Raw genomic sequence first — 12,301 nt, 5'->3', positions numbered from 1 at the left:
GTCGAAGCATCCTTCTTCCGCATCGGGGGAGGTCTCGCTGGCCCATCCTCCCCGATGACCCTGAAAACTTCCCACCCCGGTTCCCGACGGTGTGGCGACCGGGCAGGAACCGGGGTGGTGGGTCGTGCGAGCGGGGCGGATCAGACGCCGCGGAAGCGGTTGATCGCGGCCTCGTGGCGGGCGCGGAGCTCGTGGTCGCGGACGCCGAGGCCCTCTTCGGGGGCCAGGCAGAGGACCCCGACCTTGCCCTGGTGCAGGTTGTGGTGGACGTCGAGCGCGGCCTGGCCGACCTCGTCGAGGGAGTAGGTGCGCGACAGGGTCGGGTGGATCTTGCCCTGGGCGATCAGCCGGTTGGCCTCGAAGGCCTCGCGGTAGTTGGCGAAGTGGCTGGAGACGATGCGCTTGAGGTTCATCCACAGGTAGCGGTTGTCGTACTCGTGCATGAAGCCCGTGGTCGAGGCGCAGGTGGTGATGGTGCCGCCCTTGCGCGTGACGTAGACGCTCGCGCCGAAGGTCTCGCGGCCCGGGTGCTCGAAGACGATGTCGATGTCCTCGCCGCCGGTGAGCTCGCGGATCCGCTTGCCGAGTCGCTGCCACTCCTTCGGGTTCTGCTCGGTCCCGTCCTCGTTCCAGAACTGCCAGTTCTCCTCGGAGCGGTTGATGACGTGCTCGGCGCCCATCGAGCGGACGATCTTGGCCTTCTCCTCGTTGGAGACGACGCAGATCGGGTTCGCGCCGCCGTTGAGGGCGTACTGGGTCGCGAAGCCGCCCAGGCCGCCGGAGGCGCCCCAGATGAGGACGTTGTCGCCCTGCTTCATCTGGCCGGCGTTCTTGGAGACCAACTGACGGTACGCCGTGGCGTTGACCAGGCCGGGAGACGCCGCCTCCTCCCAGGTCAGGTGGTCGGGCTTGCGCAGCAGCTGGTTGGACTTCACCAGCGCGATGTGGGCGAGACCGCCGAAGTTGGTCTCGAAACCCCAGATCCGCTGCTGCGGGTCCATCATCGAGTCGTCGTGGCCGGCCGGGTCCTCGAGCTCGACCGACAGGCAGTGGGCCACGACCTCGGCGCCCGGCTTCCACGCGGTCACGCCGGGACCGGTCTTCAGCACGACGCCGGCCAGGTCCGAGCCGACCACGTGGTAGGGCAGGTCGTGGCGTTTGGTCAGCTCCGAGACCCGGCCGTAGCGCTCCAGGAACCCGAAGGTCGAGACCGGCTCGAAGATGCTCGTCCAGACGGTGTTGTAGTTGATCGCGCTGGCCATGACGGCGACGTACGCCTCGCCCGGGCCGAGCTCGGGGAGTGCGACGTCCTCGACGTGCAGGGACGTGCGGGGGTCCTTGTCCTTCGAGGCGACGCCCTCGAACATGTCGACCTCGTCCTTGTGCACGGTCACGGCGCGGTAGGACTCGGGGATCTCCAGGTTCGCGAAGTCCTCCGGGGAGGTGCTCCCTGGATCGGTGGAGGCGGCGAGGATGGCGTCGAGGATGTGCTGCACGTCGGGCTCCTGCGTGGTCGGGGTCACGAGTGGGCCGAGTATTACCGGTCGGTAACGCCCAGCGCGACCACCTGTGATCTATCTGGCTCTACCGTGGGCACGTGGCCCGGACCATCGATCTCAACAGCGACGTCGGCGAGTCGTTCGGGCGCTGGGAGCTCGTCGACGACGCCGCCCTCCTCCAGGCCCTGACCAGTGCCAACGTCGCCTGCGGGTTCCACGCCGGCGACCCGCTCGCCCTGCGCCGGGTCTGCGAGGTCGCCCAGGGCCTCGGGGTGAGCGTCGGCGCCCAGGTCGGCTACCGCGACCTCGCCGGCTTCGGCCGTCGCTACATCGCCTACGAGCGGGCCGAGCTCGCCGCCGACGTGCTCTACCAGCTCGGCGCGCTGGACGGCATCGCGCGGGCCGCGGGCACCCGGGTCGCCTACGTCAAGCCGCACGGCGCGCTCTACAACACCGCCGTCCACGACGAGGAGCAGGCGGGCGCCGTGGTCGACGCGGTCACGGCGTACGACGGCCGCCTGGCCGTGCTCGGTCTGCCCGGCTCCGCCCTGCTGGCCGCCGCCGAGCGGGCCGGGCTGCGGACGGTCCGCGAGGCGTTCGCCGACCGCGGCTACACCGCGGCCGGGACCCTGGTCCCGCGCTCGGAGGCCGGCGCGTTGGTCACCGACCCCGACGAGGTCGCGGACCGGGCGGTGCGGATGGCCGTGGAGGGCACGGTCGTGGCGGTCGACGGGAGGGTGGTCGAGGTCGGGGCCGACTCGCTCTGCGTCCACGGTGACACCCCGGGTGCCGTCCGCACGGCCCAGACCGTCAACGCCCGGCTCCGGGAGGCCGGGGTCGAGCTGCGAGCCTTCGCGTGAGCGAGCCCCCGACCCTGCTGCCGTACGGCGACCGCGCGCTCCTGGTCGAGCTCGGCAGCACCGAGCGGGCCCTGGCCTGGGTCGACGCCCTCGAGTCCGATCGGCCGGCGGGCGTCGTCGACGTCGTGCCGGCCGCCGAGACGGTGCTCGTGGTGCTGGGCGGGGACGCGCCGTACGAGCGCGTGCGGGAAGCGCTGCGCGCCGTCCGAGCAGGTACGACGAGCCCAGGCCCGCCGGACACGGGCGTGCTCGAGGTCCCCGTCGTGTACGACGGCCCCGACCTCACGGAGATCGCGGCCCTGACCGGGCTGTCCGCGGCCGAGGTGGTCGCTGCGCACACCGGTACACCGTGGCGGGTCGCCTTCGGCGGCTTCGCCCCCGGCTTCGGCTACCTGGTCGGCGGTGACCCGCGGCTGCGGGTGCCGCGCCGGGAGCGGGCCCGCACCACCGTTGCGGCCGGTGCGGTCGGCCTGGCGGGGGAGTTCAGCGGCGTCTACCCGCGTGCCTCGCCCGGCGGCTGGCAGCTGCTCGGCCGCACCGACCTGCGGCTGTGGGACCTCGATCGCGACCCGCCGGCCCTGCTGCAGCGCGGCCTCAGGGTGCGGTTCGTGGAGGTCGGCCGGTGACCGTCCTGCGGGTCCGTCGTACCGGGCCGCTGGCGCTGGTCGAGGACCTCGGCCGGCCCGGCCACGCGGCGATCGGGGTCGGCCGCTCCGGCGCCGCCGACCGGGCCGCGCTCCGGCTGGCCAACCGGGCGGTCGGCAACCCCGAGGCGGCGGCGGCGATCGAGGTGCTGCTGGGCGGGCTGGAGCTGGAGGTGGTCGGGGGGTCGGTCACGCTCTGCGTCACCGGTGCCCCGGCGCCGGTGCGCGTGGGCGACCGCGACACGGGGTCGTCGTACGTCGCGAGGGCGCGGGACGGCGACGTCGTCCGCCTCGGGAGGCCGCCCTCCGGGCTGCGCTCGTACGTCGCGGTCCGCGGCGGGCTCGACCTGCCGGCCGTGCTCGGCTCGCGCAGCCGCGACGTGCTGGCCGGCCTCGGGCCCGAGCCACTGGCCGAGGGCGACGAGCTGCCGGTCGGGGCGCCGACCGGCGACCTGCCCGCGACCGACCTGCTGCCCCCGCAGCGGCTGCCGGAGGTGGTCGAGCTGCGCGTGGTGCGCGGTCCGCGCGACGGCTGGCTGGCCGACGCCGACCGCCTCGTCAGCACCGCGTGGACGGTGTCCGACGAGAGCAACCGGGTGGGCGTGCGGCTGCACGGCGCCCCGCTGCGCCACCGCGACCCCGACCGTCAGCTGCCCAGCGAGGGAGCCTGGCGGGGCGCGGTGCAGGTGCCGCCCGGGGGCGAGCCGATGCTGTTCCTGGCCGACCACCCGGTGACCGGCGGCTACCCGGTGGTCGGCGTCGTCATCGACGCCGACGTCGACCGGGCCGCCCAGGTCCGGGCGGGGCAGGCGGTCCGGTTCCGCTGGACCCGCCTCTGACCGACCGGCGGCTCACGCGGCGTCCGGACGGTTCGGGCGTACCGTGGCCCCATGACCGTGTGGGCGTGGTCACGTCGGGCCGAGGTCGAGCCCTGCAACGCCACGGAGCTGCTGCTGCGCTCCGGCCGGGTGGCCGGGCGGGTGGACGCCACGCCCGCCGACGACGGTCTGGAGGACGTCGGCCACCGGCTGAGCGTCGCGCTCGTCGCGCTGGGCCCGCATCGCGAGTCGCGGGACGAGCGGCTGCGCCGCGCCTACCGCTGCGTGCACGACGCGATGGGCGACCTCGCCACGGTCCTGCTGCAGGTCAGTGCGCCGAGCCCGCGGGCTCGACCAGCTCGACCAGCACGCCGCCGGCGTCCTTGGGGTGCACGAAGTTGATCCGCGAGTCCGACGTCCCGCGCTTCGGGGCGTCGTAGAGCAGGCGGACGCCGCGCTCGCGCAGGATCGCGCTGACCTGCTCGACGTCCTCGACCCGGTAGGCGACCTGCTGGCAGCCGGGACCGTTGCGGCCGATGAACTTGGCGATCGTCGACGTCTCGTCGATCGGCGCCAGCAGCTGGACCGACGAGCCGGAGTCGCCGACGGCCATCATCGCCTCGCGCACCCCCTGCTCCTCGTTGACCTCCTGGTGCGCCAGCGTCATGCCGAAGACGTCGCGGTAGAACGCGATCGCCTCGTCGAGGTCGGGCACGGCCATCCCGACGTGGTCGATGGCGGTGAAGAGGTGGGTCGGCAGGCTCATGGCCTCATCGTCGTACGACGGCGCGCAGCGCGGCGACGCCTTGTGACATGTGCCTCATCCGGGCATCTCACAGCCCCTCGCCAGGCATGTGACCCGTGGGTAAGGTCCGAGACATCGGCCTGTCCGCCCCGCTCTGGAGGAACCCATGTCTAGCGCCTCGCCCTCGGTGATCGTCGCCGGTGCCCGCACCCCGATCGGCCGCCTGCTCGGCGGTCTGAAGTCCCTGTCGGTCTCCGACCTCGGCGGCATCGCGATCAAGGGTGCCCTCGAGAAGTCGGGCGTGCAGCCGGAGCAGGTCGACTACCTGATCATGGGCCAGGTCATCCTCGCCGGCGCCGGCCAGAACCCGGCCCGCGCCGCCGGCATCGCTGGCGGCCTGCCGTGGAGCCTGCCCTCGATCACCATCAACAAGGTCTGCCTCTCCGGCCTCAACGCGATCGCGATGGCCGACCAGCTGATCCGTGCCGGTGAGTGCGAGATCGTCGTGGCCGGCGGCATGGAGTCGATGACCAACGCCCCGCACCTCCTGCCGAAGTCGCGTGAGGGCTTTAAGTTCGGCGACGTGAAGCTCCTCGACTCGATGGCGTACGACGCCCTCTACGACCAGGCCACCCAGCAGGCGATGGGCGGGCTGACCGAGCAGGTCAACGCCGAGGGCGTGCAGCTCACCCGCGAGGAGCAGGACGCCTTCGCGGCCGCCTCGCACCAGAAGGCCGCGACCGCCTGGAAGAACGGCGTCTTCGACGACGAGGTCGTCCCCGTGACCATCCCGCAGCGTCGTGGCGAGCCGATCGTGGTCTCCGCCGACGAGGGCGTCCGCGGCGACACCACCGCCGAGTCGCTCGGCAAGCTGCCCCCGGCGTTCGCCAAGAGCGGCACCATCACCGCCGGCTCCGCCTCGCAGATCTCCGACGGCGCGGCCGCGGTGGTCGTGATGAGCAAGGCCAAGGCCGAGGAGCTGGGCCTGGAGTGGCTGGCCGAGATCGGCGCGCACGGCATGGTCGCCGGCCCCGACTCCAGCCTGCAGCTGCAGCCGGCCAACGCGACGAGGAAGGCGCTCGACAAGGAGGGCCTCACCGTCGACGACCTCGACCTGGTCGAGTTCAACGAGGCCTTCGCCGCGGTCGGCATCGAGTCGACCCGCGCGCTGGGCCTGGACCCCGAGAAGGTCAACGTCAACGGCGGCGCCATCGCGCTCGGCCACCCGGTCGGCATGTCCGGCACCCGCGTCGTGCTGCACCTCGCGCTGGAGCTGCAGCGCCGCGGCGGCGGCGTCGGCGCGGCCGCGCTCTGTGGGGGCGGCGGCCAGGGCGACGCGCTGATCGTGCGTGTCCCGAAGAAGTAGCGTCGTCCACGTCCCGGACCTCGTCGAGCGCGCCCGCGCCGGCGAGGTCCGGGCCGTCGCGCGCCTGGTCTCGCTGGTCGAGGACGAGTCGCCGCTGCTGCGCGAGGTGATGGCCGCGCTGGCGCCGTACGCCGGCCGCGCGCAGGTGGTCGGCGTCACCGGCTCGCCCGGCGTCGGCAAGTCCACCACCACCAGCGCCCTGGTCCGCGAGCTGCGCGGCGCGGGACACCGGGTCGGCGTCCTGGCCGTCGACCCCTCGTCGCCGTTCTCCGGCGGCGCGCTGCTGGGCGACCGGGTGCGGATGTCGGACCACGCCTCCGACGACGGCGTCTACATCCGCTCGATGGCCGCCCGCGGCCACCTGGGCGGGCTGGCCTGGAGCACCCCGCAGGCGATCCGGGTCCTGGACGCCGCCGGCTACGACGTGGTCCTGGTCGAGACCGTGGGCGTGGGCCAGAGCGAGGTCGACATCGCAGCCCAGGCCGACACCACCCTGGTGCTGCTCGCGCCCGGGATGGGCGACGGGATCCAGGCAGCCAAGGCCGGGATCCTGGAGATCGGCGACCTCTACGTCGTCAACAAGGCCGACCGCGACGGAGCCGACGAGGTACGACGCCACCTCCGCTCCATGCTGGCGCTCGCCGAGCGGACCGAGGACGCCTGGCGCCCACCCATCGTGAAGACGGTCGCCCGGGCCGGCACCGGGCTCGACGAGGTCGCGGCGGCGATCGCCGACCACCACGCGTGGCTGGAGTCGACCGGGGAGCTGGCGCGCCGTCGTACCCGTCGGGTGCGGCGGGAGATCGAGACCATCGCGGTCACCGCGCTGCGGTCGCGCTGGGCCGACCTCGGCGGGCGGTCCGAGCTGGACGCGCTGGCCGAGCGGGTGGTGGCGGGGGAGTGCGACCCCTACGCCGCGGCCGACGAGCTGCTCGCCGACTCCTGACGGGTCAGCGGTAGCGAACGGCCGCCTCGAGGAAGGCCTCGAGCCGGGCGTCGGTCAGCGAGGTGCGCGCCTCGGCGCGGGCGGGGTCCCAGGCGTCGATCGCGACGCGACAGGCGGCGCCGACCAGGAGGCCGGCCGCCACGGTCATCAGGCCGTCGAAGAGGGTGTCCATGCCCCGCTCATCGGCCGGCGCGGGCCCGACCTGCGGCGATCCGGTCTACGGTCCGGCCATGACGATCGCCCAGGGTCCGGTCATCCAGCTCGCCTGGGTCACCGACGACGTCGCCGCCACCGAGCGGCTGCTGAGCGAGCAGTTCGGCGTGGGCGCCTGGACCCGGATCCCCGACGTCCGGTTCGGTCAGGACGCCACGACCCTGCGCGGGCGGCCGGTCGACTTCACCGCCCACGTCTCGCTCGGGTACGCCGGCGACCTGCAGCTCGAGCTCATCGAGCCGGTCAGCGGCCCCACCATCCACCGGGAGTTCCTGGACCGGAACGGGCCCGGGCTGCACCACCTCTGCTTCGCCGTCGACGACGTGGACGCGGCCTGTCGTCGGGCCGAGGCGGCCGGCGTACCGGTGCTGATGCGGGGCTCGATGATGGACGGCGAGATCGAGTTCGCCTACGTCGACGGCTCCGCCTCCGGCGTCCCGTACGTCGAGCTGGCCCGGATCGGCCCGGCCATGCAGGCGTTCTACGACGCGGTCCGCGCCGGGTAGCCGACTGGTCTGGACCGGCGCGCCTGCCGGGTCCGCCGCCCGCCGTACGCCATCATCGACGGCGATCCATGTCTGACTCCGGGTGTCTGAGGATGGTGTCGTAGTGAAGAAGGCAGTCGTGCCTGTGCTCGTGGTGTTCCTGGGCTTCTGGCTGGTCTCCGACCCCCGAGGACTCGCCGACACGGCGAGCGACGGCGGGGGCCGGGCCTGGGAGGCGACCGGCGACGTGTTCTCGTCGGCGATCACGTTCTTCGGCGAGCTGTGACGCTCCTCGGCTCCCTCGCCGACCCCCAGATCGCCCGCCACCTGCTCCGCGAGGAGGGCGAGGTGATCGTCGACGAGGTCGTCCACCACTGGATGGCCTACCTGCGGCCGGGTCTCGCGATCGTCGCCTCGATCGTGCTCCTCGCGACCACGCCCTGGATCCACGTCGACGTGGCCGGGATCGTGATGCTGCTGGCCCTGGCGGTCTTCCTGTACGGCCTCTGGGGGGTGCTGCGCGAGCACCGCGACCGGTTCGTGATCACCAACATGCGCGTCTTCCGCGTGCACGGCGTGCTCTCCAGCAACCTGGCGACGATGCCGCTCAGCCGGATCCTCGACATCACCGTCGTCAAGCCGCTGCACGGCCGGGTCCTCGGCTTCGGCCACTTCGTGTTCGAGTCCGCGGCCCAGGAGCAGGGCCTGCGCGACATCCGCTACGTCGGCCGCCCCGACGAGCGGGACCTGTCCATCCAGCGGGTCGTGCAGCGCAGCGGGCTCCGCGGGCCCCGGATGAACTAGCGGCAGACGCGCCAGCGGATCCGCTGATGGTGATCGAGCGACGGTCTCGATCCAGGTGGGCGGTCGGGCTGCGGGGGTTTCGACACGGGACTCCGTCCCTGCTCAACCACCGGCGCTCCCGGGGGTTTGGACACGGGACTTCGTCCCTGCTCAGCCACCGGCGCTCCCGGTGGTTGAGCAGGTTGCGCAGCAACCGTGTCGAAACCCCCGCAGCCCAGAGGTGACGGTGGCCCCACCGCCACCGACGGCTAGCGGCGGACCTCGACGTCGACCCAGACCGCCCGGTGGTCCGAGGACGGGAAGGGGTACTCGCCGGTCAGTCGCGAGAGCGGGTCGCTCGGCTCGGGCCAGAACACCCCGGCGTGGCGCACCTTCAGGTCGCGCGAGGGCAGCACGTAGTCGGCCCGCAGGTTGCCCGGGGCGGTGTCCGCGAAGTCCGCCGTGTCGTACGACGGGTCGCCGCGGTGGGTGGCGTTCGCGCCGCCCTGGCGGGCCGCCGCCTCGGGACCGCCGGCCGACGTCGGCAGCGGGTCGCGCAGTCGCGGGGAGTCGAGGAGCTGGTCGATGGCGGCGTCCACGGAGTCGCCGTCGAGCGGGTCGGCGTTCTGGTCGCCGGCGATCACGAAGGACTCGCCCCGGGCCAGGCCGCCGCGGCGGCCGCGGTCGTCGTACGGGTAGCGGGCACCGGCGACGTAGTCGGCCCAGAACCGGATCTCGTCGTGGTTGCGGCGGCCGTTGCGGTCCTCGGGCCCGTCGAAGGTGGGCGGGGTCGGGTGCGAGACCAGGAAGTGCACGCTCCGGCGTCCGACCTTGATCGGGACGTCCCAGTGGGACTTCGAGGACAGCCGCAGGTCGGCCTGCTCCTCGGGGGAGTAGAAGTCGGTCGGGATCAGGTTGCCGGGCATGTCGGCCCACCTGAAGTGCTGGAAGGTGCGCACCTTGCGGGTGTCGATCGGCAGCCGGCTCAGCACGACCAGGCCGTACTGCCCCTCGAACTCGCCGAATCCGTAGGCGTCGTTGCCGCCGCCGACGGTCCCGTTGTTGTCGAGGTCGTGCCCGCTCGGGACGCCGGTGTTGGACGGGGCGACGTAGGAGTAGCGGTAGCGGATCGGCTCGGCGTCGCCCTGCGGCACCTCGAGGTAGTTCTCCCGGAACAGGTCGACGGCCTTCCCGCCCTCGACGTAGTCGAACTCGTTGAGCAGCAGTACGTCGGGTCGCGTGCGCTGGACGATCTCGGCGACGGCCGCCGCCTGGGCGTCGTCGGGAGTGGACAGGTCGGCGACCAGCTCCCCGGCCGTGGCCCGGTTGAGGGAGGCGTTGAAGGTCTGGAACCGCACGGTGCGGTTCTGGTGGCCGTGATGGCCGTGATGGTCCTGGTGGCCGCGGCCCGCGTCGGCGGGCCCGGCGGTCACGGCGGTGAGGGTGGACGTGGTGATCAGAGCCGCGACGCAAGCGGCGGCTCCCCGAGAGAGAGTCATGGCTCGAGCGTCCCCGGGGCAGGTGTCGGGAAACCGAACCGCGAGCGAACGTCCCGTCGGCCGGTGACCTTCGCCCCAGGACCGGTGCCCGGGGGCGTGGTGGGATGGGGACGTGGACCTCCGTACCGCCCTGGCCCGCCTGCCCGAGAACCCCCGCGTCGTCGTGACCGGCAACCACGCCACTCCGTGGCACCTGCTGGGCCTGGTCGACGAGGCGCTGGCGTCGTACCGGCTCTGGGCGCTGAACGGCCAGCCCGGCCTGCCCGACCGGGAGGGCGTCGTTCTGGAGTCGTCCTTCGTGGGTCCGGCCCAGCGGCGCAGCCCGCGGCTGCGCTACGTGCCCGCCCGGCTGTCGATGGTGCCGCGGCTCTTCGCCGACCGGCTGCCGCCCGATCTGGTCGTGCTGCACACGACCCGCCCGCGCGACGGCAAGGTCTCGCTGGGCGTCGAGGTCAACGTGCTGCCGGCCGCGATCGAGGCCTGCCGCCGCCGGGGCGGCCTGGTGGTCGCCCAGGTCAACGACCGGATGCCGTGGACGTACGGCGACGCCGAGCTCGACCTGGACCAGATCGACGTCCTGGTGGAGGGCGACGCGGAGATGCCGCACGCCCCGGTGCACGCCGTGGACGAGACCTCCGCCCGGATCGGTGCGCTGGTCTCCGGTCGGGTCAGCGACGGCTCCACCCTGCAGGCCGGGATCGGCGCCGTCCCCGACGCCACCCTGCGCGGGCTGGTCGACCGGACCGGGCTGCGGGTCTGGACCGAGATGTTCTCCGACAGCGTGCTGGCCCTGGAGAAGGCCGGCGCGCTCGACCGCAACGTCCCGGTCACGGCGTCGTTCCTCTTCGGATCGCCGGAGCTGCTCGAGTGGGTCGACCGCAACGACCGGATCGTCATGAAGCGCACCGAGGTCACCAACAGTCCGGCGCGGATCGCCCGGAACCCGCGGATGGTCAGCGTGAACACCGCCCTGCAGGTCGACCTCTTCGGCCAGGTCAACGCCTCGCGGATCCGGGCCCGGATCCACTCCGGCTTCGGCGGTCAGACCGACTTCTACGTCGGTGCCCTGCACAGCCAGGGCGGCCAGGCCTTCATGGCGCTGCGCTCCTGGCACCCCAAGGCCGACGTCTCGACGATCGTGCCGCTCGTCGACGAGCCGGTCACCTCGTTCCAGATGAGCGCGGTCGTCACCGAGCAGGGGCTGGCCGAGGTCTTCGGGGTCGACGAGCGCGAGCAGGCCCGGCAGATCATCTCCGTGGCGCACCCGAGCGTGCGCGACGAGCTGCTGGAAGAGGCGGTCGAGCTCGGGCTGGCGTGATCGGGTGACCCCGGGATCCCTAGGATTGGGCCCATGAGTCAGCAGCCGTTCTCCCGTCCCGGTGCCATCGACCTGTCGGCGCTCAAGCGTCCCGCGCCGAGCGCCCCGCCGGCAGGCGCCGGAGCGCCCGCGGGGACGCCGGGCGGCGCACCGGGCGGCGGCTCGTCGTACGCCGTCTCCGTGACCGAGCAGAACTTCCAGGAGACCATCGAGGCGTCGGTCACCGCGCCCGTCGTGCTGGTGCTCTACTCGCCGGGCCGCTCGCCCGAGAGCGCGACGTACGCCGAGGACGTGGCCGCCGCCGTCGCCGCCTACGAGGGCCGCTTCCTGGCCGCCTTGGTCGACGTCGACGTGACCCCCCAGATCGCGCAGGCGCTCCAGGTCCAGCAGATCCCCCTGCTGATGGTGCTGCTCGACGGCCGACCGGCGACGCAGCCGATTCCCGGCGTGCTGCAGGCCGACGAGCTCAGCACGCTGCTCAACCAGCTCGCCCAGCAGCTCACCGCGCAGGGCATCAGCGGCCGGCACCAGCCGCGGCAGGCCGGCCCGGCCGCGGACGGCGACGAGGCCGAGGAGTACGTCGACCCGCGCTACGCGCCCGCCCAGGACGCGCTCGCCGAGGGCGACGTCGACCGGGCCGTCGCGGAGTACGAGAAGCTGGTCGCCGCCAACCCCGCCGACGCCGAGGCGGCCGCCGGGCTGGCCATGGCCAAGGTGCTCCAGCGGGTCCAGGGCGTCGACCTGAACGCCGCCCGGGCCGCGGCCGCGGCCGCGCCCGACGACCTCGAGGCGCAGACCCTGGTCGCCGACCTCGACCTCTACGGCGGGCACGTCGAGGACGCCTTCACGCGCCTGGTCGACCTGGTCCGTCGTACGTCGGGCAAGGAGCGCGACGCCGCCCGTGAGCACCTGCTCGGCCTGTTCGCCGCTGTCGGCAACGACGACGCCCGCGTCCTGAAGGGCCGCCAGGCCCTCGCCTCCGCGCTGTATTAGCCGCCCTCGTCCCCGAGCTCGCTCGGGGACGAGGAAGCAGCGGCAAGGTCGAGTAGCCGCGCGACCGACGAAGGAGGTCGCGACCGGCGTATCGAGACCGTGACCGAGGGTCTCGATACGCTCGCTGGCGCT

Annotated in this window: 15 protein-coding genes; 11 read left to right on the top strand and 4 right to left on the bottom strand. The window is 73.2% G+C overall.

The genetic code is table 11. The features are described from left to right. Positions 1-140 precede the first annotated feature (140 nt). The gene (gene ccrA, locus V7S47_RS15215; protein ID WP_336562542.1) at positions 141-1,496 is read right to left on the bottom strand and encodes a crotonyl-CoA carboxylase/reductase; all 1,356 of its coding nucleotides are present in this window, start codon (positions 1,494-1,496) and stop codon (positions 141-143) included. Between the two features lie 101 nt (positions 1,497-1,597). Here ccrA and V7S47_RS15210 point away from each other — a divergent pair, with 101 nt between their 5' ends. Genes V7S47_RS15210 through V7S47_RS15195 form a run of 4 tightly spaced genes read left to right on the top strand, consistent with a single transcriptional unit; the run spans position 1,598 to position 4,223 of the window. Then, positions 1,598-2,359 (top strand): LamB/YcsF family protein, encoded by a 762-nt coding sequence (locus V7S47_RS15210; RefSeq protein WP_336562351.1) that lies wholly within the window; start codon positions 1,598-1,600, stop codon positions 2,357-2,359. Beyond that, positions 2,356-2,985: a 5-oxoprolinase subunit B family protein gene (locus V7S47_RS15205; protein ID WP_336562350.1), complete on the top strand. Its 630-nt coding sequence runs from the start codon at positions 2,356-2,358 to the stop codon at positions 2,983-2,985. The genes V7S47_RS15210 and V7S47_RS15205 overlap by 4 nt, the downstream gene beginning before the upstream one ends. After that, positions 2,982-3,842, top strand: a complete 861-nt coding sequence (locus V7S47_RS15200; RefSeq protein ID WP_336562349.1) for a biotin-dependent carboxyltransferase family protein — start codon at positions 2,982-2,984, stop codon at positions 3,840-3,842. The genes V7S47_RS15205 and V7S47_RS15200 overlap by 4 nt, the downstream gene beginning before the upstream one ends. A gap of 51 nt (positions 3,843-3,893) precedes the next feature. After that, entirely contained in the window at positions 3,894-4,223 is a 330-nt protein-coding gene (locus V7S47_RS15195; protein WP_336562348.1) for a hypothetical protein, read from the top strand. Here V7S47_RS15195 and mce read toward each other — a convergent pair. Beyond that, a complete protein-coding gene (gene mce, locus V7S47_RS15190; RefSeq protein WP_336562347.1) occupies positions 4,150-4,587 on the bottom strand; it encodes a methylmalonyl-CoA epimerase in 438 nt (145 codons plus the stop codon). The two genes, V7S47_RS15195 and mce, sit on opposite strands and share 74 nt — an antisense overlap. A gap of 145 nt (positions 4,588-4,732) precedes the next feature. On the opposite strand from mce, the gene V7S47_RS15185 reads away from it, so the two are divergent. Beyond that, a complete protein-coding gene (locus V7S47_RS15185; RefSeq protein WP_336562345.1) occupies positions 4,733-5,932 on the top strand; it encodes an acetyl-CoA C-acetyltransferase in 1,200 nt (399 codons plus the stop codon). Next, complete coding sequence (meaB, locus tag V7S47_RS15180; RefSeq protein WP_336562344.1) at positions 5,916-6,878, top strand: methylmalonyl Co-A mutase-associated GTPase MeaB; 963 nt, start codon at positions 5,916-5,918, stop codon at positions 6,876-6,878. Before V7S47_RS15185 ends, meaB begins: the two co-directional genes overlap by 17 nt. A gap of 4 nt (positions 6,879-6,882) precedes the next feature. On the opposite strand, the gene V7S47_RS15175 is transcribed toward meaB, so the two are convergent. Next, positions 6,883-7,050, bottom strand: coding sequence for a hypothetical protein (locus V7S47_RS15175; protein WP_336562343.1), 168 nt, complete (start codon positions 7,048-7,050; stop codon positions 6,883-6,885). Between the two features lie 58 nt (positions 7,051-7,108). Between V7S47_RS15175 and V7S47_RS15170 the strand changes: the two genes are divergently transcribed. The 3 genes from V7S47_RS15170 (at position 7,109) to V7S47_RS15160 (ending at position 8,380) form a co-directional block, all read left to right on the top strand. Continuing rightward, on the top strand, positions 7,109-7,597 hold the full coding sequence (locus tag V7S47_RS15170; protein ID WP_336562341.1) for a VOC family protein: 489 nt from the start codon (positions 7,109-7,111) through the stop codon (positions 7,595-7,597). 118 nt (positions 7,598-7,715) lie between these two features. Further along, positions 7,716-7,862, top strand: coding sequence for a hypothetical protein (locus V7S47_RS15165; RefSeq protein WP_170867133.1), 147 nt, complete (start codon positions 7,716-7,718; stop codon positions 7,860-7,862). Then, the gene (locus V7S47_RS15160; RefSeq protein WP_336562340.1) at positions 7,859-8,380 is read left to right on the top strand and encodes a PH domain-containing protein; all 522 of its coding nucleotides are present in this window, start codon (positions 7,859-7,861) and stop codon (positions 8,378-8,380) included. The genes V7S47_RS15165 and V7S47_RS15160 overlap by 4 nt, the downstream gene beginning before the upstream one ends. Before the next feature lie 248 nt (positions 8,381-8,628). Here V7S47_RS15160 and V7S47_RS15155 read toward each other — a convergent pair whose 3' ends face one another. Then, the gene (locus V7S47_RS15155; RefSeq protein ID WP_336562338.1) at positions 8,629-9,792 is read right to left on the bottom strand and encodes an endonuclease/exonuclease/phosphatase family protein; all 1,164 of its coding nucleotides are present in this window, start codon (positions 9,790-9,792) and stop codon (positions 8,629-8,631) included. A 178-nt stretch (positions 9,793-9,970) separates the two neighbouring features. Here V7S47_RS15155 and V7S47_RS15150 point away from each other — a divergent pair, with 178 nt between their 5' ends. Both V7S47_RS15150 and V7S47_RS15145 read left to right on the top strand, forming a co-directional pair. Further along, positions 9,971-11,176 carry an acetyl-CoA hydrolase/transferase family protein gene (locus V7S47_RS15150; RefSeq protein WP_336562337.1) on the top strand — a complete coding sequence of 402 codons (1,206 nt, stop codon included), beginning with the start codon at positions 9,971-9,973 and terminating at the stop codon, positions 11,174-11,176. Positions 11,177-11,209: 33 nt separating this feature from the next. Next, positions 11,210-12,169 carry a co-chaperone YbbN gene (locus V7S47_RS15145; protein ID WP_336562336.1) on the top strand — a complete coding sequence of 320 codons (960 nt, stop codon included), beginning with the start codon at positions 11,210-11,212 and terminating at the stop codon, positions 12,167-12,169. The last annotated feature ends 132 nt before the right edge of the window (positions 12,170-12,301 follow it).

Origin of the sequence: Nocardioides sp. CCNWLW216 (assembly GCF_037120545.1) — a bacterium.
Taxonomy (GTDB): Bacteria; Actinomycetota; Actinomycetes; order Propionibacteriales; family Nocardioidaceae; genus Nocardioides; species Nocardioides lianchengensis.
The sequence above is the reverse complement of the archived record's forward strand: the minus strand, read 5'-3'. Positions and strand labels throughout refer to the sequence as shown.

What these genes read in the sequence shown, in the direction of transcription:
- V7S47_RS15175 (WP_336562343.1), bottom strand. Translation starts at nt 7,050, where the DNA reads ATGGACACCCTCTTCGACGGCCTGATGACCGTGGCGGCCGGCCTCCTG.
- V7S47_RS15170 (WP_336562341.1), top strand. Translation starts at nt 7,109, where the DNA reads ATGACGATCGCCCAGGGTCCGGTCATCCAGCTCGCCTGGGTCACCGAC.
- V7S47_RS15195 (WP_336562348.1), top strand. Translation starts at nt 3,894, where the DNA reads ATGACCGTGTGGGCGTGGTCACGTCGGGCCGAGGTCGAGCCCTGCAAC.
- V7S47_RS15145 (WP_336562336.1), top strand. Translation starts at nt 11,210, where the DNA reads ATGAGTCAGCAGCCGTTCTCCCGTCCCGGTGCCATCGACCTGTCGGCG.
- mce (WP_336562347.1), bottom strand. Translation starts at nt 4,587, where the DNA reads ATGAGCCTGCCGACCCACCTCTTCACCGCCATCGACCACGTCGGGATG.
- V7S47_RS15185 (WP_336562345.1), top strand. Translation starts at nt 4,733, where the DNA reads ATGTCTAGCGCCTCGCCCTCGGTGATCGTCGCCGGTGCCCGCACCCCG.